Source organism: Rossellomorea aquimaris (assembly GCF_001877785.1).
GTDB classification, from domain to species: Bacteria; Bacillota; Bacilli; order Bacillales; family Bacillaceae_B; genus Rossellomorea; species Rossellomorea aquimaris_A.
The window spans coordinates 1-24,999 of the sequence record NZ_MINN01000085.1 but is presented as its reverse complement, the minus strand read 5'-3'; the positions used below and the strand labels follow the sequence as shown (position 1 = coordinate 24,999).

Annotated in this window: 26 protein-coding genes, 1 tRNA gene and 1 pseudogene; 6 read left to right on the top strand and 22 right to left on the bottom strand. The window is 38.1% G+C overall.

All coding sequences use genetic code 11. The annotated features are described in order from the left end of the window. Positions 1-35 precede the first annotated feature (35 nt). The 6 genes from BHE18_RS09940 to BHE18_RS09915 form a co-directional block, all read right to left on the bottom strand. Positions 36-893, bottom strand: coding sequence for a recombinase RecT (locus tag BHE18_RS09940; protein ID WP_071618433.1), 858 nt, complete (start codon positions 891-893; stop codon positions 36-38). Beyond that, positions 893-1,834, bottom strand: coding sequence for a YqaJ viral recombinase family nuclease (locus BHE18_RS09935; protein ID WP_071618432.1), 942 nt, complete (start codon positions 1,832-1,834; stop codon positions 893-895). The genes BHE18_RS09940 and BHE18_RS09935 overlap by 1 nt, the downstream gene beginning before the upstream one ends. Before the next feature lie 113 nt (positions 1,835-1,947). After that, entirely contained in the window at positions 1,948-2,163 is a 216-nt protein-coding gene (locus tag BHE18_RS09930; RefSeq protein ID WP_071618431.1) for a YqaI family protein, read from the bottom strand. Between the two features lie 219 nt (positions 2,164-2,382). Next, entirely contained in the window at positions 2,383-2,631 is a 249-nt protein-coding gene (locus tag BHE18_RS09925; protein ID WP_071618430.1) for a hypothetical protein, read from the bottom strand. After that, positions 2,628-3,146, bottom strand: coding sequence for a helix-turn-helix transcriptional regulator (locus tag BHE18_RS09920; RefSeq protein ID WP_071618429.1), 519 nt, complete (start codon positions 3,144-3,146; stop codon positions 2,628-2,630). The genes BHE18_RS09925 and BHE18_RS09920 overlap by 4 nt, the downstream gene beginning before the upstream one ends. 175 nt (positions 3,147-3,321) lie before the next feature. After that, complete coding sequence (locus BHE18_RS09915) at positions 3,322-3,579, bottom strand: helix-turn-helix domain-containing protein (protein WP_071618428.1); 258 nt, start codon at positions 3,577-3,579, stop codon at positions 3,322-3,324. Positions 3,580-3,742: 163 nt separating this feature from the next. Here BHE18_RS09915 and BHE18_RS09910 point away from each other — a divergent pair, with 163 nt between their 5' ends. Then, positions 3,743-4,129, top strand: a complete 387-nt coding sequence (locus tag BHE18_RS09910; protein WP_071618427.1) for a helix-turn-helix domain-containing protein — start codon at positions 3,743-3,745, stop codon at positions 4,127-4,129. 106 nt (positions 4,130-4,235) lie between these two features. Here the strand turns inward: BHE18_RS09910 and BHE18_RS09905 are convergent, their stop codons facing one another. From BHE18_RS09905 to BHE18_RS09875, 6 genes are all read right to left on the bottom strand, one after another. Then, on the bottom strand, positions 4,236-5,501 hold the full coding sequence (locus tag BHE18_RS09905; RefSeq protein ID WP_071618426.1) for a tetratricopeptide repeat protein: 1,266 nt from the start codon (positions 5,499-5,501) through the stop codon (positions 4,236-4,238). 186 nt (positions 5,502-5,687) lie between these two features. Then, positions 5,688-6,134 (bottom strand): chemotaxis protein CheX, encoded by a 447-nt coding sequence (locus BHE18_RS09900; protein ID WP_058297777.1) that lies wholly within the window; start codon positions 6,132-6,134, stop codon positions 5,688-5,690. 98 nt (positions 6,135-6,232) lie between these two features. Further along, positions 6,233-7,186: a DNA/RNA non-specific endonuclease gene (locus BHE18_RS09895; RefSeq protein WP_071618425.1), complete on the bottom strand. Its 954-nt coding sequence runs from the start codon at positions 7,184-7,186 to the stop codon at positions 6,233-6,235. Between the two features lie 186 nt (positions 7,187-7,372). Further along, positions 7,373-9,397, bottom strand: coding sequence for an NACHT domain-containing protein (locus BHE18_RS09890; protein WP_071618424.1), 2,025 nt, complete (start codon positions 9,395-9,397; stop codon positions 7,373-7,375). Positions 9,398-10,102: 705 nt separating this feature from the next. After that, a complete protein-coding gene (locus BHE18_RS09880; RefSeq protein WP_071618422.1) occupies positions 10,103-10,498 on the bottom strand; it encodes a hypothetical protein in 396 nt (131 codons plus the stop codon). After that, the gene (locus tag BHE18_RS09875; protein WP_071618421.1) at positions 10,491-11,180 is read right to left on the bottom strand and encodes an HNH endonuclease; all 690 of its coding nucleotides are present in this window, start codon (positions 11,178-11,180) and stop codon (positions 10,491-10,493) included. Before BHE18_RS09875 ends, BHE18_RS09880 begins: the two co-directional genes overlap by 8 nt. Positions 11,181-11,443: 263 nt before the next feature. Between BHE18_RS09875 and BHE18_RS09870 the strand changes: the two genes are divergently transcribed. Then, positions 11,444-11,935: an ImmA/IrrE family metallo-endopeptidase gene (locus BHE18_RS09870; protein WP_235860295.1), complete on the top strand. Its 492-nt coding sequence runs from the start codon at positions 11,444-11,446 to the stop codon at positions 11,933-11,935. A gap of 54 nt (positions 11,936-11,989) precedes the next feature. Further along, positions 11,990-13,450 (top strand): recombinase family protein, encoded by a 1,461-nt coding sequence (locus BHE18_RS09865; protein ID WP_071618420.1) that lies wholly within the window; start codon positions 11,990-11,992, stop codon positions 13,448-13,450. Between the two features lie 59 nt (positions 13,451-13,509). On the opposite strand, the gene BHE18_RS09860 is transcribed toward BHE18_RS09865, so the two are convergent. Then, positions 13,510-14,169 carry a hypothetical protein gene (locus BHE18_RS09860; protein ID WP_083573691.1) on the bottom strand — a complete coding sequence of 220 codons (660 nt, stop codon included), beginning with the start codon at positions 14,167-14,169 and terminating at the stop codon, positions 13,510-13,512. 75 nt (positions 14,170-14,244) lie between these two features. Further along, positions 14,245-14,955 (bottom strand): annotated as a pseudogene (gene comGA, locus BHE18_RS09855) (competence type IV pilus ATPase ComGA); the annotation flags it as partial. A gap of 529 nt (positions 14,956-15,484) precedes the next feature. Between comGA and BHE18_RS09850 the strand changes: the two are divergent. Next, positions 15,485-15,556: transfer RNA gene (locus BHE18_RS09850), tRNA-Gln, on the top strand. A 361-nt stretch (positions 15,557-15,917) separates the two neighbouring features. Here BHE18_RS09850 and BHE18_RS09845 read toward each other — a convergent pair. Then, positions 15,918-16,298, bottom strand: a complete 381-nt coding sequence (locus BHE18_RS09845) for a Spx/MgsR family RNA polymerase-binding regulatory protein (RefSeq protein ID WP_071618418.1) — start codon at positions 16,296-16,298, stop codon at positions 15,918-15,920. 294 nt (positions 16,299-16,592) lie between these two features. Here BHE18_RS09845 and BHE18_RS09840 point away from each other — a divergent pair, with 294 nt between their 5' ends. Continuing rightward, on the top strand, positions 16,593-16,838 hold the full coding sequence (locus BHE18_RS09840; protein WP_032087678.1) for a DUF2626 domain-containing protein: 246 nt from the start codon (positions 16,593-16,595) through the stop codon (positions 16,836-16,838). A gap of 43 nt (positions 16,839-16,881) precedes the next feature. Here the strand turns inward: BHE18_RS09840 and BHE18_RS09835 are convergent, their stop codons facing one another. Further along, positions 16,882-17,514, bottom strand: a complete 633-nt coding sequence (locus BHE18_RS09835; protein ID WP_071618417.1) for an MBL fold metallo-hydrolase — start codon at positions 17,512-17,514, stop codon at positions 16,882-16,884. Between the two features lie 217 nt (positions 17,515-17,731). Here BHE18_RS09835 and BHE18_RS09830 point away from each other — a divergent pair, with 217 nt between their 5' ends. After that, positions 17,732-17,905 carry a DUF2759 domain-containing protein gene (locus BHE18_RS09830; protein ID WP_032087676.1) on the top strand — a complete coding sequence of 58 codons (174 nt, stop codon included), beginning with the start codon at positions 17,732-17,734 and terminating at the stop codon, positions 17,903-17,905. Positions 17,906-17,967: 62 nt separating this feature from the next. Here BHE18_RS09830 and BHE18_RS09825 read toward each other — a convergent pair whose 3' ends face one another. The 6 genes from BHE18_RS09825 to BHE18_RS09800 all read right to left on the bottom strand — a co-directional run bounded on the left by BHE18_RS09825 (position 17,968) and on the right by BHE18_RS09800 (position 24,438). Further along, positions 17,968-18,282, bottom strand: a complete 315-nt coding sequence (locus BHE18_RS09825) for an MTH1187 family thiamine-binding protein (RefSeq protein WP_071618416.1) — start codon at positions 18,280-18,282, stop codon at positions 17,968-17,970. A gap of 5 nt (positions 18,283-18,287) precedes the next feature. Then, positions 18,288-19,388: a hypothetical protein gene (locus tag BHE18_RS09820; RefSeq protein WP_071618415.1), complete on the bottom strand. Its 1,101-nt coding sequence runs from the start codon at positions 19,386-19,388 to the stop codon at positions 18,288-18,290. Between the two features lie 315 nt (positions 19,389-19,703). Next, complete coding sequence (locus BHE18_RS09815) at positions 19,704-20,897, bottom strand: M14 family metallopeptidase (RefSeq protein WP_071618414.1); 1,194 nt, start codon at positions 20,895-20,897, stop codon at positions 19,704-19,706. Positions 20,898-21,001: 104 nt separating this feature from the next. Continuing rightward, positions 21,002-22,876, bottom strand: coding sequence for an LTA synthase family protein (locus BHE18_RS09810; RefSeq protein ID WP_071618413.1), 1,875 nt, complete (start codon positions 22,874-22,876; stop codon positions 21,002-21,004). 376 nt (positions 22,877-23,252) lie between these two features. After that, complete coding sequence (locus tag BHE18_RS09805; RefSeq protein ID WP_071618412.1) at positions 23,253-24,221, bottom strand: ROK family glucokinase; 969 nt, start codon at positions 24,219-24,221, stop codon at positions 23,253-23,255. Positions 24,222-24,231: 10 nt separating this feature from the next. Continuing rightward, positions 24,232-24,438, bottom strand: coding sequence for a YqgQ family protein (locus BHE18_RS09800; RefSeq protein WP_071618411.1), 207 nt, complete (start codon positions 24,436-24,438; stop codon positions 24,232-24,234). Between the last annotated feature and the right edge of the window lie 561 nt (positions 24,439-24,999).

Below are 24,999 nucleotides of genomic sequence, written 5' to 3'. Positions count from 1 at the left end.
ATGTCGGGAGAAGGACTTTGTAAGGGACCTCCTGGTTAATCAAAACTCATGTCCATGGCTTCTTGAGCTGAATCTTTCTTGTTTTTCTTAGAAGTGTTTTTTCTTTTCTTTTCCTCAGCCGGCTGTTCTTCCGGAAGATCATAGTCAATGGTGTTGTCATCCTCTTCAGGTGTAATGTCTTTCATTTCACGCTCATCGCTTGGTTCATTCTCTTCAATAACGGCCTTCTGCATTTCGACGGAAAGGATCCCCCATTTTGATAGAAGATTTTTCAGCACCGTCTTCATGGCCATGGCGTCCCAATCATTCTTCCATCCGAAATCTGATTTACTAAATTTCTTCCGGTGCTTCTCGACTGCCTCCTTGGTCCAGTAGACCGTTTTCCTGAATCCATTCAATAGTTCGAAGTAGGCTGCGTAACCTATAACCACTTCTGACTCTCTTTGCTCAAAGTCGATATCAATGTCCTCAGTAAGAGGGTTCCATTTGATCAGCTCCCCCTCATGAATGGGAGTGACGTTTATATACCGATACTGGCCGGTTCTAAGGGCTAACTGAATGTACCCTTTATATCCGAGTTGGAACTGTGCTTTGCCCCCATACGGGACAATCCAGGCATATCCTAGATTCTTATCTACCGGAAGATCCAGAGTGGCCGCGATCATCGCTGAAGAGATAACCGACATAGGCTCTGCTTTCTGCAGCATCTTTTCGCTGTTATAAAGGCTAAGGATCGAGGCGGTAAACTGTGTGGCTCGTTTCCCTAAGACCTCTTCAAATCGTTTGATTACCGAAGGACTCGCCAGCAGCCCTTTCATGGTGGCCCCCTGTGTTGAAGGGGCCTGGCCATTCTTATTTGCTAACTGATTTTTGAGAGATTGATTGGTGGCCATTATTTAGCCTCCTTGATATCAAACCGTCTGTAGGAGCTCTTTTTGATTACTTCCTGATAGATATTAGGAAACTTCTCTTTTAATAGTTTCGTATCCACTCGGTTGGATTCAATTGGTTTCCAGGCTACTTCGTAATTGGAGCAGAATCCTAGCTCGGCTTCTTTTAGTTCGTGCTGCAGGTCATGTTGAATATGCTTCTTTTGCTTTTCCAGTTCACTGATTGTTTTCTTTAGGTCGAAGTATTGAAGGATTTGCTCTTTGTGATTGCTCTTCAGTTCAACCGTCTTTCCTTTTTCTGCAGCAGAGTATTTATCTTTCAAATACTTTTCAGCTGCACTGGATCCGTCTAAAGCCGGCGGGTTTCCTTCGATTACATGGTACTGCCAGAAGTGTTTTTCTGCTTCGAAGATGATATTGATCAGTTCCTCGTCACGTTCGACTTCCTTGCAGATAAATTTGTTACCGCCTATAAGTACCGCGATGTAAGCTTTCGGGTAGCCTAATACCCCTAAATAGTGCTGTACCTGTACCAAATAGGATTCAGGCATCTCTTCACTCTCCCATTCCTTCAGTAAAAACTGGTTGGCTGTTTTACATTCCAGGAGAGTATCTTCCCCGACCACCTTACGGTCGATGTTCGCGATAATAAAATAATGGTCTGGATGCTGCAGGATGGCATTTCGTTTACGTACTTTCTTTCCCATACGTACCTCGAATTCTTTTGCGACCATGTCCTCGAATAAGTTTCCGAAATAGGCTGCTTCGCTTGAAGACTCATCTACATCAACCTGACCGGTCTTCTCAAGCCATAATTCAAAAGGTGTTTTATATTTGTTAAGTCCAAGGATGATGGAGGCGTCTGATCCCCCAATTCCTTTTCTTCGCATTTCCAGCCAATCATTACGTTCCATATGAGTTGTATTAACTAATACAGATGCCATTATTTCCCCTCCAATTGATTTTATTTTCAATGTGCTTTAGAATGGTATAAACTTTTTCTTTTTGAGGTTGACCCCTCTTTCAATTAAAAGACCTGTGTGCCAGCATGGGTCTTTTATTCTGCCGTCGTGAAATGAAATTTGTATTTCTCGATTAAGTAATCCTCTAAATTGTCTTCCAAAATGACTTCTCCGTTATCTGGATCAATTATGATTGAATCTCCTGCTAGGATCTCTTCTCCAAAGAAATCGATACCGTTGTGTTCGGGTTGAGAAACCATATTGGGATAACCTTGCTTTTCAATTTGATTGATGACCGGATGTTGAAGCATTTGTTTCACCTCCTTAAAATGGGTAATGCATGAAAGTTGCATTCTCGATCATGCAAGTTATATAATTCTAATTGCGCATAAAATAGTGAGATGCAGTAAGCTCTGGTGACAGCCTTAGCTTGCTGCTTTTTTACTTTTGCTTCTAAGTAAGAGCGACTTTTCAAATGAAGTAAGCCTTAACCATTCCCCTGCTTTAATTTTCAATTCATTCACTCCTTCCTATCTTCGTTTCAGCATTAAATTCACGAATGTTTGAGTAATGTACTCGAGTTCATCCTGCTTTACTTTCTTTTCTGCTAATCTATCAAGCTCTCTAATTGAGTTGAGCAAATCAACTGTCGAAAGCATGGCTTCTTTATAATTTTCTCCTTGAATGTTTTCCTCTACTGCTTGTAGAGCGTTCCAGGTCCCTCTTTGGTGTTGAGCTGCCTTTCGAAGATCTTCCTTTAAAAATGTTTGTGTGCTCACTTCTGCAACCTCCTCGCTTTTAAGGTCAGTCTCCATTGCTTGAATATCTGGACCATGGAGAACCGATATTCTTTTGTAATCAGAGCGACAAGGTTGATCATGCTTGCTGCAGCATCCAATACTTCGAATACCACTCGTTTCATTTCCTCTCGCTCTGATTCTGTTTGAGCTTGTACTGGTTTGAACCAACAAGCTCTTTCCAAGTGATCCAATGCCTCTGCTGATTCTCTTTTGACTAGGAGCATCATGGAGGTTGGATGGTGCTCAACAAATTCTCCGTTCAGATACGGGATTGATACATCGCCGGCTGATTCGTTCCATCTAACGAAGTAATACTCTTCATCATCGATGGCCTCAGCTGTAATTGATCGCAGATCTTTCGGAAAGCCTTGCCTGCCTGTTTCATACTTGGCAATGCTTTCTCTTGAAATTGGAAGCTTAAACGATAGTTGTTGCTGCGTTAGTCCCTGGCGCTTTCTCGCACTAGCAAGTTCCTCCCCTTCCTTGACTTTCATAAGGGTTGCTCCTCTCTTTACCTATATATGGATTTCAATGTTCAGGCTCATTTCATAAAATGAAGTTAACTTACTTTTTCAGATTTCTTTTTACGCTCTTCAAGGATTCTTGGGACTGATGTTTTTAAGAAGTAGCGTAGGATTTTTTTGATTGTTTCGTCTGATGGTTGATTCATTAAATCACCTCCTTGAATTTAATTACCGAATCGGTAATTTTATTCTCAAAAAAAAGCGTTTCTATTGGGACACCTAAAACTTTGGCGATGATTGCTATCTCTTCAGCGCTAATCTTTCTTTTTCCATTTTCCTTATAGTAATAAGCATTGTACCCATCATATCCAAGAACTTTTGACATATCATCAATGGTAAGGTTTTGATTTATCCTTAAAGATTTTATCTTTTCAAGGTCTATAAGTCGTCTTTGTAATTTCATTTACTCACCTCCTTTTTGTTACCGAATCGGTAACTTTAACTATATAATAAATTACCTTTTTGGTAATGTCAACAAACAAATTACCATTTTGTCAATTTTATTTCTTACCGCATTGGTAAATGATAATCTATATACATAAATACAACGGTAAAGGATGAAGAATATGTCTTCATTGGGAAGTAATATTAGAAAGTTAAGGGAAAAAGAAAATTTGTCTCAAAAAGACTTTGCTAAGAAAATAGGTATTTCAAATGTCGTCCTATCAAGATATGAAAAAGACGAACGTAAACCCGACTACGATATGTTAAATAAAATAGCGGACTACTTTGATGTCTCAGTAGATTATTTACTTGGTCGCGAAGAGAAGGTCAAATCAAAAGAAGATAGCCTTGATGAAGTAAACAAACTCGTTAAAGAATACGGCATCGAACAATTTGGTTTCTTTGATATTGAGAAGTGGAAGGATCTTTCCCAGGAGGATATTGAAGAGATAAAGAAGCATTTTGAGTATGTTGTGTTCCAGGCTAAGCAGAGAAATAAACAAGACTAAAGTATTCACACAAAAAAGCTCAGAGAATATTCTCTGAGCTTTTTTACATAGGATTTTAATTTGGTAAACCATTGTTTTATAAAGAGAAACCTTTTACGCTTTTAATCTAGCGTTTCTTCAACAATTTATTTATGACTTCGTTGATATTTAGCCCAACCCCCATAAAATTCGGCTTCAACTCAAGGAAATCAATTGGTGATTCCTTGTTTAAATCTTCGACATTCTTTTTTATTTCCTCAACAGATTCAGATAGTTTCTCTATTGGATCAAATAACTTTTGTTCAGCATTCGTTAATAGTGCTTCTAGAAGGGTTTTATATTCCTTTAACTTTTGATCATTAGAACGTTTTCCAATAATAATACCTTCAACCCTTGCAATATCGATATTATCTGGTACAAGCCATTTAGCTCTTGTGATATATTCTTTTGCTTTGTCAAGATTGTCTAATTCAATGTAAGCTATACTGAGGATTTCATAAATTGTGGATGTAGTATATATTTGACTTTTCATATTACTATCCTTTAATTTATTTGACCTTACCTGGAGAACTTTGTCCTTAAAAGTATCCCAGTCTATAACAGACAAGAACAAAAACTCATTTGCTACCTCAATAACCTTCTCAAACTGATTTATTTTTGAATATGCAATTGCAAGGCCAAAATAATTATACTCATAGAAGCTATCATTAATATATCCATCTTCATTATACTCAAACGAATCTAAAGACTGTTTATAGAAATATATGCTTCCTTCATAATCCTTCATTGATCGTAATAAATCAGCCATATATCTTTTTGTTACTGCGCTTGTTTCACTTAAAAATAATGATTTCTTGAAATTAATCAATGCCTCTTCTCTTTTTCCTTTAAAGTGGTAGCTTTGCCCTAATAAACGATATAATTCTGGATTATTATATTTTTTAATGGACTCTGTTAGTAGTTGTATTGATTTATTGTATTCCCCAAGAAAATGATATGTTTCAGCTAAATAATAGTAATCTTCTAAAGTCTCACATATCATTTTTTCAAGAAAGGCTTTTCTTTTTGGAAATAAATGATCAGGATTATTAGTAAAGATAAACTTTCCATTATGATTAAATGAGAATAAACTCATACCAAACCCAACTTCCGGTTTAGTGATCACCTCGTATTCATCTACTCTGCACAAACCTTTACAATCTAAGCACTTTTCATAAGAACGATCTTCGTCTTGCCATTGAAAATGTTGCTGACTATTTTTGAAGTATCGCTCCCAACCTTCGCTCCATTGATTTAGTTGATATTTATCACAACAATAATTGCATATATAGGTTTTTGTTAAATTGCATTCAAAGACATATATTCTTTTATTACAAACACTACAATTTTTCATTTACAACTCCCTTACCTCTCTCTTTAATATGTATTGTTCAACACCTATAAATTAATTTTTTTCCTACTTAACTCTATTTCAGTAACCTGTTTTTCTCAGAAGAAAATCCACCAAATTGCCCAAGGTTCAAAAATAACAGTTTTCCAGTAATGCGAAGAAAAACCCCCAATTCAAGGGGGTTCTTAATTAGTGAATAGTCAATATGACATCCATCTCTCCAATATCCAAAATACTCGCAGACAATTTAAGAGCAACCTTATGACCATTGGTTGTGACTTTCCCTTCCACTACAGTTGGAGGGGTAATATCAATTTCTACATCCTCACTATAAATTATTCTGCTTATGTTCCCGGAGATCATATTTCCAAACTCTCCTTGGAAGGACGTGAGCATGTCCCCCTCTACACTGACCCCATACATTTTTTCAGCTATGCTGCTGCTTGTATGTTTCTTTGTCATCAGGTACATAGTTCCTTTTATATCTCCTGTAATTCCAATTACAACACCTAATTCGGTTTTGATATCCTTATCTCTGAAGAGAGTTGGCTTTTCCATTTGTACCTCAAATGGAACTACTGACTTAATTGCTGTTGTTGTTGAATTTAGTAGATGCGTTACTAGTTGACTGGACATACCAACACTCCTTAGTTTTTCTCACTTTTATAGTATCGGTTGGCATGTCAAAGGGTTTTACTATTCTTTATATAATATTTATATTATGTTCTAAAGGCTTACTCCCCTACCATTCCGTCTCCATCATTATCGCGCATGTAAGGGTATAACCAATGATCACTCATTATTGGCATACTAAAACCAGCGTCTTCTGCTTCTTTAATCGTTACCTGGCCATTACCGTTTGTATCAACACTTGAGATATCACCGCTTGGGGTTGAACTTGTTGAAGATGATTCAGCAGGCTCATTCTCTGTTAAACCGAGTGATTCATTTACTTCATCAGGGTTCACATTGTCAAAGGTATCAACAACCTCTTCACCCTTTATAGTATAGGTATACTGATAACTTGATGGAATCTGCGTTTCCGTATCTGGGTATGTGATAATTGCTTCAAAATTAGTGACCCCACCTGCTTTACGGATTACGTCCTCCATATAAGCTTGATCACCATGTCGGTTGAGCGTACTTTCTTGAGGAGTGATATTATAAGCATTCGATACCCCTCCAAGAGAATCAGCAATGATATGTCCTTCATCTAAAATGTCACTTTCTACTCCAGGAACCTTTGCTTCATCGGAGTAGTATCTGCCAGAAGATAAGACTGGTTCGGTACTGTCATCTTGTATAATGATTTCGTCAGCAATGACACGTACCAGCTGCCCGTATTCATTCGTAAATGCCCAATACTCACGGTCCCCAAAACCAATGTCAACGACGACGTTGGGTTCACGGTATCCAGACAGATCACCACCATCAACTTCGATAAGTTCGTATCCCTGGAACAGTTCATCATTCGTTTCAGTTGAGGTTTCTTCTGCTGCTGGTTCCTCTTCTACAGGTTCTTCCTCGACCTTAGTGGTATCTGCTTTGTCACTATTTTCTTTTGTATTTGCCGCGGTTACTTCTTGGTCTGTTTTTTCCTTTGTAGTGGATACATTTTCTACGTCGGCACAACCAACCATAAAGATTGTCGTTAAAAGTATTATTAAATAGTTTATTTTCTTTTGCATTTTGGGACTCTCCTATAACAGTTTCAAATGCTTATTCTTATGGCGGAAATTTAACCGTTACTTGGTATTATATGTGTTAATTGTTTGAGTATTTTATTTTTTAATTTAAAAAATAAAGGATTAGATATTATCCCCCCTCACCTGGGGGGATAACTCGTTAACTGAACGAATGACCATAAATATTAATCAAATTAATAAAGATAATACATCTGAGATATTCTCTTCTTTTTCCTTAATTTTTGTTAAGTATTCAGCTGCAATCTTTTCATCAATTACTTTTGAGAGATCATGTGAATCAATACCTAAACGAATTAGAGTATTTATCATTTTACGATCAGAATCTTGATAATTTATTATTAAGAACTTGTCTTTTTCAATATTTAGCTCGTTAAACATTTTATAAATATTAGGATTTTCCTCAATAACTTTATTTATATTTACATTTCTTCTAATTGAGGATTTCCTCCAAAATTTATAAGATTTATTAATACTTATTTTCTTAATAAGATTTATGTAGGGGTCAATATGGCAATTACAATACAATTTCGATTCCCCCACCTTATTCATTAAAGCATATGAAAAATTTCCAAAACCCACATCTAAATTCATTAGATATTGATGTATAGATAAAAATATCTTATGAGAGGAATCAGAAATTGGAATGTCTGCATCTTTCTTTTCATATTTTTTTATATATTCTTTTGGTAGTCTAGTAAAAAAGAACTTTTGCCCAAATATCGCCCTGTCCAAGTCTTGAAGTATAAAATCATTCAATACATTTTCAGTGTATTTGATATAGTGACTTAGAAATGGACTAATAAATACTTTATCAAAATTGTCTTTATCAATGTCGGCATATATATTTAGCATATTTTCATAGTTTTCAATTTCTTTACTATTCTTAATATGATTTAAAATCTCTGTTTTGTTTTCGTTTAAAGAAATATGGATAGATGAAAAGTACTCCATAAAGGATTTATGTATCCATTTATAATCATTACCAACCCTAACAAACAAAGGCACATTTTCAGTTAAATCCTTGAATAAAGTTCTAGGCTCAATATCTTTATTAAAATTACTTTTATTAACAGTATCCGATATTAAGTTTATAAGTTGCTGATAATTAAAGTCATTCAAGTTTTTAAGTAAGCATACGAAAGCAAACCTTCCTAAAAATCTACTTAATTCATCTAGAGAAAGCCCACTATCTTTTACTCGTTTATATGAACCATCTTTAGTTAAATCATGTTCAAAATAAAGGGCTTCATAAACTTGTTTATAAAATTCTGATTGGTTTACTGGCAATTCTTTTTTTCTTTTATATGTAAGGTATAGAAGAGAAACATATAATGGATTTTCTAAAAATTCTCTATAGTTATTACCACTTTCTTTAATAGAATTAACTAGAGAGTTATGTAGATTCAACTTTGTAATCCCATCAAACTTTTTTATCAAATTAAAAGCTTGTTCATTTTCCAACCCTTTGATCTCAAATTTATTGAAATCAGGAAAGTTTGCAGAGCTAATTGGTCTAGATGTAATAATAAATTTGTTATTACCTGAATTAGCTATAAAATCTTTAATTTCTTTATTGACTCTCTCCAATTCATTGTTTGCAATCTCATCAAATCCATCAAAAAAGAATATAAAGTCTCCTTTTTTTATTAAATCAATTAAATATTCTTTTTTGAACTCTTCCCCGAAATAGTTAAACTTGTTATAAATTTCGTCAAGCAAAGTTTTACCGTTTTTTAATCCTCGTAATTCTATGAAAACTGGAATTTCCATTCGCTGTTCAATAGCAGATAAGAAAAGAAATTGAGAAAGTGTTGATTTCCCCATTCCTGCTTTATCATTAATTAATATTTTTGGGTATTCACTAAAAAAACTTGTGTCAAATTCTTTCATAGGGAAAACCTTGGCATTTTTTTCTGCACTCTCTGTTAGATTAAGCGGTAAATACATTTCTTTTAAAGTAACCTTTTTATCTCTTAAGGCTATTGTCGGCATTGAATTATATTTAATATAACTCTTTACAAAGTAGTCGTTAAATTGAACTGCTAGTTCTTCATATGAATCAATCTTAAATTTTCTTGCCTCACTTAACTCGGAAATTTTTGTCGCGAATTTTGCATATAATAATTTTGTAGATTCAGAGACAAGGGTTTTTGAGGCAGGATCAATTACCATTTGTACATCAAACGGATTCATTAATGTAAATTCTCCTTCTCTTAATATTTTTTATTCTTATGTAAAATATAGCATAAAATTACTATAAATCTAACATTCCCCTGTAAAATTGTGGATTATTTTGGTTTAATAGAGGTACATGACCATTTAGGAGTTGAAATAATTGTTAACTAATGTCTGCCGCACTTGAAAGCTATGACATCACTCCAGTTTTGTGGACTAAAAGAGGTAATTTCATTAAAGAATTATCAGCTTAGATCAATAAAAGAGACTTTAGTTCAGACCATTCGATAAGTTGAAATAACTTGTTAATAAACCAAAAATTTAACTAAATGAAATAGGCCCCTCCTAAAAAAGCGAGAGGCTTATTTCATTTAATAATTCGCGCCAACAGTACCATCTATTGGTGACAGATTGACTAATTTATTAATATTTATTAATAGTAAGAATAGTTGCAAACAACCCTAGTTGTTTGTAGTAGATTATGGATAGAAATATTCAGCATTTTCTGAACCTATAAAATCTCTCTCTTCATTTTCTTTATATGTCAACAGGGTTATGTCCAATTCTTCTTTCATTACAATGCTAGATAACTCCCATAACACTTTTCGTAGCTGGATAACTCGGATGATATTATTTCTATTCGAGCCATCATAAAGTATAAGAATATCGACATCATTATATTCCATATTATTTAATACTGAACCAAACAAATAAAAACGTACATTAGCCGCTTCGGCCTCCGAAATCAATAGGCTCTCCATCATCATCCATTTTAATGTACTTCCAATATTGATCAAGATTAAGTGCCCCTAACAATTCCCGAGGTACAAAAACCCCTATATTTTCTTTTTTCGCCTCTATCTTTACTGATTTGGTATAACCATTCCAACTAGATACCGTCAAAATTGCATTCATATCTGGATACGTCTCTTTAATCTGAATCAAATCAGCAATTCCCACAGTATAGTCATCAGATAAAACTAACCTAATATCTCTTAGTCCAGAATTCCTTTTAATTAAGTAATAGTAATCCTGGATTTTTTCTATACTTTCAACTTTAGAATGAGATAATAATCGGTCTTCAATAAAATTAATACTGTTTTGTCTTGGCTTATTCATCCATACACTCCTCAATCATATTTTTAAACTCTATTGGAAAACGAGGTACAGCCTCTCTATCCAGTCGGCTTTGAGTATTTAACTCAAATGCTTCCGCATGTTCTTTGAATAAATAAAAAGTCTTTTTTTGAGTGTACTTTAAAAGACCTATATTTTTTTCAATAATATTGATTATTTTTCTATTATTTGGAATGATTTTTGTAAGTTTTTTTAATGACCATATATCTGAAACATCAGAAAAAGGATTACTATTCGCCACCAATGATTCAGGACCATACTGCTTATGAATTTGAGAATTTTCCAGTAAGATTATTGCAACTCGTTCACATAATTCATAGAAAGTCTGTACCTCAATATTGGAAAGCGAGAAATTCACTTTTTCTTCATGCCTTCTTTTCCATTCCAGTATATCTTCAACAGCGAAGTTACGGGGTGCCTTATCAATTAACCTATGGTGAGTTGGACATAATAATATTAGATTTTCATATTTATCTCTTTCATTTTCAGCTAAAAATTCAGCACTTCCTCTAGGACCATTCTGGCTTCTAGCAATCACATGTGCCATTTCTCCAAGAGTAATGGAACCCTGCTCAAATGTTCTAGTTAAATCCTCATTACAATATGAACATCTTCCAGCTGCTCTTCCCCATAAGATTTTAAGATCTTTTTCAAGTATTGTCATGTAAAACCTCCTATTTTGGCAGATTAAAACTTCCTTTCCTCATAAGGTATAAAAATTTTATCTTTATTTCAGATAAATAATAACAATACAATATTAACATATATTTACCTATTCAGTTATATTTTTACTTACCAGAATGAATTCTAAATGGATTAATCTATACTAACTGTTGACTAGATTTAGTAAAAGTTTAAACGTATTCGAATATATTTTTTGTTGTTAAACAGAACATATGTTTGTATAATGTTACCGAGGTGAGCAAATTGTACCAGGAACAATACCGCACTACTGAATTAGAAGATTGGGTCTCAACAATGTATAACAAAATGGGGATTACCAAACCATCCCTCATTAATGAACAAACTATTTCACGTTATTTTGAAATCTTCTTAAAAAAGAAACCGATGAACAGTAGCTTTCATATCTTCGGCAGGTATAGGGATATTGTAATTGATGAACGAGAGCCCCTGGAAAAGCAGAGAGAAATATTCTTTCACGAACTATGTCATATCTTAAGACACGCTGGCATTCAAAGTATGATGCCCACTGCATTTAGAGAACTCCAAGAATGGGATGCCCAGCATTTCACTCAATATGCAGCTATCCCCCATCACATGCTTAAATACATCCCATTTCAAGAACATGACGTAGTTAATCAAATGTCCCTAATGTTTCAAGTCTCGCCTGAACTGTGTGAAATGAGGTTAGAACAGGTAAAAAGAAGATTGCAAACAACTAGAAATATTACCTATTAAACTATTTTTTTGTTCTGTATTAGTGTTTATCGTTAAACAAAAGGAAGTGATCAAGTGAAGGCAGCAATATACGTCCGGGTGAGTACAGCAGAACAAGCAGCAGAAGGATATTCTATTAGAGCACAAACTGATCGTCTGAAAGCCTACTGTGTGTCCCAGGGGTGGGAGATATTCGAGTTCTATGTAGATGATGGCTACAGTGCTAAAGACACGAACAGACCAAATCTGAAGCGAATGATGAAGCATATAGAGGAAGGTTTGATTGATTGTGTGTTGGTATATCGTCTCGACCGATTAACACGTTCTGTAAGAGACCTATATACCATCTTAGAAACGTTTGATAAGTATGATTGCAAGTTCAAGTCCGCCACGGAGGTTTATGATACAACCACAGCAATGGGAAGAATGTTCATAACCATTGTGGCTGCACTTGCTCAATGGGAACGGGAGAACACTGGCGAGCGTATTCGTATGGGGATGGAACAAAAAGCCCGTGAAGGGAACTGGGTTATTAACCAGGCGCCTTTTGGATATGAGATTGATAAAAAAAACAAAACGCTTGTCATTAATAAGCATGAGGCTCTATTGGTAAAAAGAATTTATGATGATTATCTCTGTGGAAAGACCATGAGGAATATTGCTATCGATTTCAACAAATCTAACATAACCACTAAATCCGGTGCTATATGGAATGACTTTAAGATTAAGTACATCCTTTCGAACCCTCTTTATATTGGTACCATGCGGTATAACTATCGCACAAATAAAGAGAATTATTTCGAGGTTGAAGACGCACATCCAGCTATCATTTCAAAAGAGACATTCGAGAATGTACAAAAAATCAAAGAAAGTCGCAGAGTCGTTCACCCCCGATCAGCAACCAGCAAGTTTATTTTCTCCGGTATCGCAAAATGTGCCCGCTGCGGTTCTCCCCTGGCTGGAAGGTATGGTTACTATAAGAGTAAAACTAAAAAGGATCATATTTCTCGGCCCAGAAGTTATTACTGTACAAAAAGACGGTTAGGGAAATGCGATCTGCCTAACATTGGGGAAAATCATTTAGAAGTGCAATTTCTGAACTACTTGAACACCTTCAAAATAAATCCAGACATTATTGAAGATGTTAGCGATGAAAAAGAAGATAATGCAAATGAACAACAAAAGAAGGCTCTTCAAAAAGAATTAAAAGAAATTGATAACCGTCGGAAGAAATGGCAATATGCCTGGGTAAATGAAATGATTAGCGATGATGATTTTTCAAGTCGGATCGAAGAGGAAAATACAAAAGAGAATGATATTAAAAATCAGCTATCTTCATTAGAGCCTCGCGGAGAAAAAATGAATACAGAAGATTTGTATGGAATCCTTCTTGATATGAAATCTAACTGGAACCAACTTGAGGCATTGGAAAAGAAAACGCTGCTTCAGATGTTTATGAATAATATTGTAGTAAATAAAGTTGGGACAGGTAGAGTTCCAGAGACTGTAGAAATTAAGGAAGTTGAATTTTATTAATAAAATAATTCCATAAAAGCTCAGGTGCTTCGTATCTGAGCTTTTACTTCGTCAATGCCTTATATAACTATGGGGCTAAACTGTTGAATTGCGTCCTCTTTGAATTTGTCTGTAAATGTATCCCCATTTTTTAATAGATAACGGGTTAACTCTGGTTTTAACTCATACATTAATTCATTGAATTCCTCTATGTAATCCTGATAATATAAGTAGAACTTTTCTAGAAATTTCTTCTGAAAAGCGTTTGTAAGCTCCCCTTTACTTTCATGGCCAGTAAATGGATCCATGATTTTAGGTATATATACAATGTTCCAGGGGGCAGTAAATGAAAATGGATTCTTTGTTCTTCCAAAGATATGTGAAACTTGATAATTCCTGATTTGTTTATATTTAATGGTTGGCTTTTCTTGCCTCGAGTAACCCGTTAAGGCCTTTAAAAGCTTTGTTGGTTCTGCATTATTTGTGGGATCCTTAATAAAGTTATCATGACCAAAAAGTTCTCTGTATAAATCCATGTATAGTTGAGTGCCCTTCGCATCTCTACCGTATCCCCGTACAAAAATCTTTGTATTTCCAGCTACCACTCTTTCTTTGAGCATCTTCCATTCATCAAGTACAGTATCTTTAGGTATGAAAATTGTTTCGTTGATTCCGAAATCAATCATCTCGTTATTCGTTATATTAAACCTCTCCATAAAAACTTTATAACCGTCCAACACGAATATCTCTCCTCCTGAAAAGACTAAACCCAAAATATTTTAACAAAATACATTCAGTTTGAGTTCTATTATATTTACTGGGTGACCTGTAAGCGCTGCCCTGATCGCAGTCTCAGCCGTTTCCCTGTCCCGGATCTCGCCGACCATGATAATGTCGGGGTCATGCCTCAATATGGCCTTCAATCCCGCGGAATAAGTGATTCCCGCTTTTTCATTCACTTGGATCTGAACCATATCTTCGTGATTCTTTTCAATGGGATCTTCTAACGTGATGACATTCCGGTTGAGAGCGGAGGAGCAATGATGGACAAGCGAATATAACGTCGTGGTTTTCCCGCTGCCTGTAGGGCCTGTGAAAATGATAAGTCCATGGGAATACATGAGAAGGGCAAGAAGTTTTTTTGCAGAGGAAGGATAAAGGGACATTTTCTCGAGCGGGACTTGGTACTCCTGTGGAAGGATCCGGATGACAAGGCTTTCTTTGAGGTGATTGGTCGGCAAAGTAGAGATTCTGAGGGAAACGGGTGAGTCTCTGATTGTCATATTGAAGGAGCCGCTTTGAGGTTTCCGTTTTTCCCCGATATCCATCTGCGCCATGAATTTCAGATGGGCGATGAGTCTTTCACCTTGATCATGGGGAATCGATTGAAAAGGGGAGAGCACCCCGGTCTTGCGGAACTGGATGTGGTAATCATTGAGTCTGGGGATAAAGTGAATATCGGATGCATCATTCGTAATGGCATCTTTTAGCATGATTTCTGAAAGAGCTTCTATCGATTGATAGATTGTCGTTACACCACCTTTCTTTTTCCATAACTTATATATACGACAAAAGATTACAAAATCCTTTATCTTTTTGAAGGGGAATGGAAATTTTTTTATGGGTGCACTTTTGAAATATGGTTTGCCTCTGTAATCTGCCTGATTTCAATGAAATCAGGAGTAAACTTAACAAAATATAGGTGATTTTCGAAGGAACCGTGCCCGTTTTAATGAATATTTATGTTTTTTATTGATATTGAACCTGCGGGTGGCGCCAAAATTCTTGACTGCGGAGGGTTTATGATCCTAATCCAGGATTTATGATCCATTCGACAAAAAATACGCGCCAATTTAAAAATATATGATCCTAAATTGAAAAATATGATCCTAATTTGAATTTTATGATCTTATAAGAATCATTCTTATTTAGAATCAACATTAAAGACTCTTTTCGTTCATCCCGCCTCATATTAAATAATCTATCTAAAAAAACTTTAATCACACTGTATATTTTCCATCCAATCTTCTCATACTATCTCTTGTAACACCCCATTGGGCTATAGCCAAGCGGTAAGGCATCGCACTTTGACTGCGACATGCGTTGGTTCGAATCCAGCTAGCCCAGTACAAAAAGCGGAGGCTGCTCGCCAAGAGACGACAAGCATAAGACAGGAACCCCGGAAAGGCGCTCTTTGCCTTTTTGGGGTTCTCGTCTTTTATGACCTCGAGCTCCTATCCGCCGGAGCTGGACATTCGAAAAGCGGAGGCGGCTCGCTCAGGAGCGACAACCGACAAGCATAAGCTAAACTTACCGGAAAGGTATTCTTTGCCTTTTTGGTAAGTTTAGCTTATGACCTCGAGCTCCTAGCCACCGGAGCTCGACATCGCCATGTGGAGGCGGCAAGGCACTTCCTATACCTACCCTTCCCCCGCTAAATCCAAAAGGCGGCCATCCCCAAAAAGATGGCTGCCTCTTCTATTTCTCTCTAACTGCTCTTCTTCAAACTGCTCTTTTTCCCGGAAAAGCTCTTAAGGCCGTCCGGATTGTATCCGACGACTAGCTTCTTACCGTCGGTCAGAAGCGGGCGGCGCAGGAGTTTCGGTTCTTGAATGATCAGGTCGATTACTTTGGAAAGCGGCAGGTCATTCACATCCGTCCCGAGCTGTTTGAATGTCTGGCTTCGGGTGGCCAGGATTTCATCAAGGCCTTCGGTGGTCAATGAAAGTAAGTGGACTAATTCATCACGGGTCGGTGTATCCCTGAAAAGATGACGCTCATCGAAATCTATTGAATTTGCATTGAGCCATTTTTTTGCTTTTCTACAAGAGGTGCAGCTTGGATAAGTAAAGAACGTTAAGTTTTCCATTTGAATTCCTCCTCTAATTGTATAAATAAGCAAGTTACCTTATTAGTTAAATACATTGTATACTTTTTGTACAACTTTTGTACAGTATTTACACTCGGTAATTTATGAATTTTTTTCAAACGCTTCAAAACCTTGCTATTCTCCGGCTGAAGGCGGTTTCGGAATCCGTTTTCATGTTATGAGAGTAGAAATCACGTAATCGTCACAAACTATCATCAAACAGATATTTACTTTTGGAGTAATATTCATTTATAATATTGAATGATGGACTTAGGGTGCAAAGGAGGGTTACATATGGATCGTATGTACAGAGTTCTTGGATTCTGGACTGGAATTTTTGCTGTAATGTTTTATCTTGGCGATATGACAACGACATCATTAATCTTTTTAGGCCAAACAGGATTCTTCATTATGTTAAGCTACTTAAAACTTTCCGAACGTATGTATATTTATATTTTCGGTGCCTATCTGACTGTGTTCTTCGCTGGGTTTACTTACTGGACGACCTTTATGATGACTCCGGGTGCAGGAGGACACTAAAAAAATTCCCTTTAGCATTAATGCTAAAGGGAATTTTTTTCTCTTAAAATCCATTCAGGAAAGGATTGCCGTCCATTTCATTCCCCACCGAAGTCGCGGGACCGTGACCGGGAAGGACTTCTGTTTCTTCCGGGAGAGTGAGCAGATGATCATGGATGCTTGACAGGAGCTCTTGATGGCTGCCCCCTGGCAGGTCACTCCGGCCGATACTTCCCATAAAAAGTGTATCTCCCGCAAATACTATTCCTTCACTTTGTACATAATATGAAAGACTTCCAGGGGAGTGTCCGGGTGTCTTAAAGACGCGGAGGGTAAAATCATCAATGGTAAGAGTATTTTCAGAAGTGATTATTCTGTCGGCGGGCCCAGCTTGAATCTGCCCCATCCCAAATAATCCTGAGCCATTCAGACCTGGATCGGCCAGCCAGTCCGACTCTTTCTCATCAATGTAAACCGGTATATCATATGTACCTCTGATTGTATCGACTGCTCCAATATGATCAAAATGGGCATGTGTCAATAAAATTGCAAGGGGCTTAAGGTTATTTTCATTCAGCCAGCTTACCAGTTTCTCACCTTCTGCACCCGGATCGACAATTAAACATTTGTTCTCATCGTTCCAAAGGACATAACAGTTTGTCTGCAGCGGGCCTAAAGGAATTTGTTTCCATTTCATTTTTTTACCTCCTTTTCCCTTTCGGGGATACCAATATTGTAGCAGATGATGTGTAAGGAGATAAACATCCCGGTGCCATAGAAGTGTCAAACTTTTAGACCTCGACAAACAGAGGAAAAAAATATAAAATGTTAATGAGTGCATTTATGTACATACAATTATTTGTTTTTTGTAAGCGGTGTTAAGAAACTTATTTTCAATGAAAGGGGTCATATAAATGGGTCTTGTAATTATTACAGCATTGGTTACACTATTAGCTTTATTTGCAGTAGTAAGCACATTCAAAAACAAGAATGGTCTTGGAATCGTGTTTTCATTGGCAACATTAGGTGTTTTTGGCTGGTTTACGATTATGACTGTCCTTCACTCCGGATACCCGGGTGGCCACTAAAATCCAAGTAAAAAACCCTCCATCAAGGAGGGTTTTTTATTTTTGTCCTAAATGGCACGGAATCATTTCTCCATATGTGCCTTCACGGAAGCAAGCTTGCCTTCCATAGTCCCCTTTTTATCTCTTCTGTCATCGATCCTGATATTGGTGGCCACACGCTGGATTCCTTTTTGGAACGGCGCTTCGTGAATTTCCTGTATCACTCCGAGCAGGGTGGAGAGTTCCCCTTCTATGATTGTGTTCATCGGAGTAAGCTGATACCGGATATTTCCTTCATCTTCGTGTTTCGTCAGGATTTTCTGAAGATCAGCCACATACGAACTCACACTTGGTGTCTCTGTCCCTATTGGAATAACCGTTACGTCTACGATTGCCATGCTATCTACCCTTCCTCTTTTACTAATTCGACGATGGACGCATCATCGATATCAATGATTTTTTCAAGTTGATTGCCATACAAACAATGAGACCCGTTTGGAGAGCATTGGATTGGTTCAGCAGCAAGATCTGGCATCAGTGTTTCTTCGCTCCCGCCCATCACATCCCATCTTTTCAAAGAAAATGTACCGGTGTATGTATCGAGAGAACCTGCCTCATTTGCTTTAAACGTAATCAGCTCATCCTTATCATCTATCATATCATAGAAAGGAATGAACCAATCAGAATAACGGCTCAGCAAAGCCGACTGGAACTCAGAGAGGATCCCACCGTTTTCATTGATGAATTGATATATGAACTCATCCTCCTTTTCCCCATTGGCATGTACAGAAAGGAGGAAGCGGGGGAAGCGTTCAAAATGGATGCTCTTCATATCAATCGTTTCTTTTTTGCCGTCCAGAATATTTTGACTCACAAGAGGAGCAGAAATACTTATTTCCTCACTGTTCCAGTCCTGATAAAGGACCGATACTTCCGAATTCCATTTCAAAAAGGGCTCTTCAATGTCCAGTAATCTTAGTTCAGGGGAATTCAAGTCCAGTTCAAATACTTCAAAACTCCAGTCCTCTGCAAAGCTTGTTATCAGAAGTTTGTCTTTATTGAACGCATTCCATACGTATGATAATTCTGAAGACGGAATTTCACCCCTGTAAATCTCTTTTCCATTGAGGTCAATGATCGTGATCATCGCTGAGTAGGTGGCAGATGCTGAATGGATGAGGATTCTGCTTTTATCGGGAGAAACCATGGAATGGACATAGGAAGAAGGTATTTCATAAATCTTTTCACTGTCCCCCTTAAAGATGTCTGTGATATAAAAGGAAGCTTCTCCATTTTCATCGCTGACCGTCAATATTTCACGATTGGATAACCAATTGATGTTTTCTATAAATGTCTCGGATGGAATACTGTTTCCATTCACTTTCAACTGTTCCTGTTTTTCAGGTTTCTGTTCATCTGATTGGGGAGTATCAGCGATTTTGGATTGACAGCCCGTAAGCAAAAACAGAATAATCAAAAGTAATTTAAAAACCAATTTTTTCATTACAGACACTCCCCCTTTTCCCATTCTCCGATAATCAGCCTATATGGATTAGTACGTTTCACTAACGAAAATGTTTCAATAATATGATAAAAACATTACAAAAATTTAAAAAATGATGACCAATTGGTTCTGCTCCATCCAGCATCGACAAAGGTCATCATCTGTTTATTCAATTCATGTTGGTCTTCATATAGGTACAGTTTCACAATAATAAAGCTGATGATTCATTTTACTCCTCTTTCACTTAAAAATCTACTATGTTTTTTATATACCAACAGGTAAAAATGACTATTTTCCCAACCGCCGGGCATTAGGTTAGTACCATCTATAGACTGCAGCAAGAAAGATTCCCAATGAATCTCTGTAAATCTCGTCAAACTGTGATAGCGGGAGGGGATTTATCCCCTTGCCAAGCTCCAAAGTAAAAGCTGTTTTTTTAAATTCCTTTATATACCAGTCTTTATAACCCGCATAACTGTCAATGTATCTTACAGACCTGTACCCGCTGACCCGTTCGAAATCTCCGGCGAGCCTCTCAGCTTCTGAAGGTTCCAGCCCTTCATATCCCCAGTAAAACTCCTTGCCCTGCGTGTGTATAGCAAGCATCCGGTCGAATACTTCTTCCTGCGCAAGCCCTGCCATCGCAATCGTCTCAGGTTCTGAAAGGGGCTTATCACCTGGGAAATCCCGGGGGCCCGGAGACTTTACTTCTATCCTTTCTTTTTCAAACTCCCATCTTGCAGGGAATTGTTTATTGAGATCGATTCCGCGAATATTCGCTTTCCAGCCGGTGAAATCAGTGCTTCCCTTATTTAACTTCAACAACTGATCCTTCATCGGTGCAGGCGGCCCCTTCAAGACCAGGTCCACTCCATCGGGGTTCACCATTGGGACGAGTGAGAGCGTCACTCCTCTATAGACAGGCATGGCTTGAATTCCCCTTATCGGGTTCATATTCGTGAGGGAGAGCAGAAAATCATTAAGGAACGTCATCAAAATCGACGTTGTGATCCATTCATTTGCATGAAAAGATGCGTTCATGTGTACCTTTTTCGAACCGTCTCCTATTTTTATTTCGTAAAGCGATTTCCCCAATACACTCTCGCCGATCGAACTCAATTTAATGAATGGATATATTTCTTTCAATCTGGTTAAATCCCTTTGTAAAATATCAGAACTGTACCCCTGTCTTCCATTGACAACCGGTGCCGTCACTCTTGAAGGCAAAAAGATGGTCGAACCGATTTTCAATGCACCGGGATTCATATTGCCATTCAAGAGCAATAGACCATCAACATGTATATTCCGCTGTTCAGCAAGCTTCCAGAATGTGTCTCCCTGTTTAACTGTATAACTCTCTTTGATGAACCCCGGGATTTCCACTTCTGACCCGATTATCAAGCCGTTCGGATCAAGAGATGGATTTGAATCGATGATCAATCCTGCCGGTATATAATACAACTGACTGTAGTACCAGAATGTATCCCCGCTCCTAACATTGATTTTCATTATGAGACCTCCCTGCTATTCATCCTTACTTACTCATATGATTGGCTCATTATTTCATGACAAAAAAAGAGCTTGCGAATCTTATTCGCAAGCTCTTCAATCAATTATTGTTCTTCATCCCTATATTCTGTTTCTTCATAAAAGCGGAGCAGGTCTCCATAAATGACCTTATCGGAATAGTCCAGTTCTTCCGTGACACGCTCTTGATACGGTTTACAGAATTTCATGTCGGTTTTTTCTTCTGTTTCCTTATCCCAGCATTTTTCTCCTGCATAAACATAATCCTTGGTAATGAATCGTCCGTCTCTCAGGATGGTGAAATCTTCATGCTGGTCAGAGAAGATATCGCCTCCGAATTGGATATCTTTTTTCGTGTCGATGCCCAACAGGTTCAAGATTGTCGGTTTCAGGTCGATTTGTCCTGAGACTTTGGATATCGTCTTACCTTCTTGGCCAGGAACATGGATAATGAGCGGGACTCTCTGCAGTTGAGTACTTACAAACGGAGTGACCTCTTTCCCGAGATACTGACTCATTGCCGTATTATGATTTTCTGAGATCCCGTAGTGATCCCCGTACATGACGATGACGGAATTCTCATACAATCCTGATTCTTTCAGGTCGTTGATGAAGTTCTTCAATGCCTCATCCATATAACGCACTGTCTGGAAATAACGGTTTACAGTGCCGTCCTTAGACGTATACGGCTCGATTAACTTATCTTCTTCATCCAGTGTGAATGGGTAATGGTTCGTCAGTGTAATCATTTTTGTACTGAATGGCTTTGGCATTTCTTTCATATGCTGCACTGATTGTTCAAAGAACGGGATATCCTTCATTCCCCAGTTAACGGAATTATCTTCGGTCACTTCATAATCAGGTAAAGAATAGAAGCGCTCATAACCAAGAGAATCATACATGATATCTCGGTTCCAGAAGCTCTTATTATTGGCGTGCATCGCCGTTGTGTAATATCCATTTGCATCGAGCTTTTCAGTCATGGAGTCGAACTCGTTGCCTGAATGGGTGAAGAATACTGCACCCCGGTTAAGCGGGTAAAGGGAATTATCCAAGATGAACTCGGAATCCGACGTCTTCCCCTGCTGCGTTTGATGATAGAAGTTATCAAAGTAGTAACTTTCTCCGATGAAATCATTTAAGAAAGGAGTGACTTCTTCGCCGTTCACTTTACTGTTGATGACAAAATTCTGGAGTGATTCCATAGACACGATGATCAGATTTTTGTCTTTTGCGATGCCGGTCATCTCTTTATCCGGCTCAATGTAATTTGCTCTTACGTAATTATCAATATCCGCGAGCTCGCTGCCGTCCGCCAATGCTCTTTGGGCGGATGATTTCGATTGGAGGAAAATATCATAAATATGGTAGTTGTATGTCCCGATGTTCTTTACCAGCATTTCACGGTCGAACGTTCTCGTGAGAAGCTGCGGCCTTTCTGATTCAGCCAGTCCAAGATTAAAAAATACTAGCGCTGTCGCAACGAGGAAATAAGCTCTCCTGCTTGCCCGGCTGTAATTTTCAAGTGAAAACCATGAAGGTAAAAACTTGATTAACGCGATCAGGACGAAGACATCAAGGAAGTAAAACACATCTTTCCAACTCATGATGGCACTGGCGCTGCCCCCTAAATCGGAGAAGTTGCTTGTCTGGAATAAAACAGGGAGCGTCAGGAAGTCATCGAAGAATCGATAGAAGACTACATTCCCATAGAGGATGAAAGACAATAGGAAACTTGTGATGATCATATAGCGGGTGCGGGATTTATCTTTTTTCATTAAAAGTCCGATTCCGAATATGAACAGTAAGAACCCTAACGGATTCATGAAGAGGATGATTTCCTGGATCGTGTTCTCTATTTTTATATCAAAACTAGTTTTATAGACAATATACGTTTTTATCCAAAGGAGCAGCGCTGCAATAATGACTAATGGTGCCTTTGGAATCTTATTTAACTTCATTTCGTAACCTCCTTGCTACTTACGTGTCCGTTCGTATGTAACATAAAATGTAATAATTTAACTGGAAAAATAAGTAATTTTTAAATTAGAACCATGTGTTATCTTAATACTTTTTTAACAAAACGTCAAACTCAATATCATACAAGACGTGTAAAATAGTATTTTACACCTTATTCTCCTACCCTTACTATTAGACGTTTAAAACAGCTAAAAGTTTCATATTGTAAAACTTTCTTGAAAATGAACCGATGGTCCCGGAAAACACTTAGAATCAATAAGTGATTCCCAGGTCATGAGTCCTCTGCCGAATGACATATCAGTAGCATTTCCCCATAAAAAAGAGCCCCCATAATGGAGACCCATTTATCAGCACTAATTAGATCTTATTTTTTACCAGCCATGCCGCCCCTATCACACCTGCGTCATTGCCCAATGTTGCGATGCTTAAGCCGGTCGATGTCCTGACCGTTGGAAAAGAAAATTTTTCAAAGAAGCTTACTACCGGCTCCAATAATATATCCCCTGCCTGTGAAACTCCTCCTCCGATCACGATCTTCTCGGGGTTCAAAACGTTCCCTAAATTCGCGAGTGCGAGACCAAGATAGAAAGCAAGCTGTCCGACAACGCTTACAGCCAATTCATCATTACTTCTGGCTGCATCAAATACATCTTTGGCACTGACCTCACCTTTTTCATTGCGGATCTCCCTCAATACGGACTGATTTGAAGTTGAATCCAGCTTTTCATTTGCCAGCCGGACAACTCCAGTTGCGGAAGCAACCGTTTCAAGACACCCTGTCTTTCCGCAATTGCACTGAAATCCGCCTTCGGGGACGACTGTTATATGTCCGATCTCGCCGCCGGCACCCTTCACTCCATGCACAATATCGCCATTGGTGATGACGCCTCCGCCTACACCTGTACCTAGTGTGACACAGACAAGATCCTTTGCACCGTCTCCGGCACCTTTCCACATTTCTCCCAGTGCAGCACAATTCGCATCGTTGTCAATGACAGCGGGGAGACCTGTTTCTACTTCCAGCAGATCTTTCAGCGGGGTATTTGTATCCCATCCGAGGTTGACTGCTTCATATATGATGCCTTTTGCCATATCGACCGGCCCGGGTGCACCCATGCCGATCCCGACCAGCTTTGCCTTACTCTGTCCGAGTTCTTCAAGTTTCCGGTCTATTGCCTTAGCTATGTTGACGATGATGTTTTTTCCGTTTTCGGATTTATCCGTAGGGATCTCCCATTTATGTAACAACTCACCGTATTTACTTAGAAACGCTATTTTTGTCGTCGTGCCGCCCAAATCGACTCCGACCAGCCATTGTTCTGTCATCTAATCACCCTTATTTTTCTTGTTTTTCTTTTTCCATTGCAATTTCCTGCCTCAATATCAATAGAGCTGTCTGGAACTCCCTCATTTCAATCAGCTGGGATTTGTAAAGCTCCTTCAGTTCGTCTTCCATGAGCTGCAGGTCTGAAAGACGGTGTCCGGTATAGATGATGGTTCCATAGCTTTTCAAAAACTGCTGGATGTCATAGATCGTTCGCATTCTTACACCTGCTTTCTTTCTTCCCACTAAAGTATATGACAAATCCCGGGTGTTCTCAATTCTTTCTTCATAAAAGTGGTTTTACCACCGCAGTTGATTTCCTCGCAAGACTTTGCTTTCCGCGGGTAGCCCGTGAGCCTCCTGATATGAACGAAACTGTCAAGATACTCATCCCAACTGATATTAGTTTGGTTTTTAGGCAACCTTAAATAGAGAAGCTCTTTTTGACTTCTCAACTTTTTTTATTCCACACATCGCCGCTATCGATTTCCATGCAAAACTTCGCTTTCCGGCGGTTGGTGAGCCTCCCTCACGATAATGGCAGGTTACTTAGAATATCTTTGTTTTTCTCCGGATTTCTTAAGTGTTCAATATAAGAGACACGGCATGGTCAAACAGATACACCCAAATTTAAATATATCTGGAAACACGCGTGGCACGTTAATAGACCGGAAAGGGGTATTTCCAATAATAGGTACTAAAATATGATCGCACCTTTGGATCTCCACAAGCGACATGGTGGTGGACCCTCCCATTTCTCTCGGCGTCTATGCGCGTAAA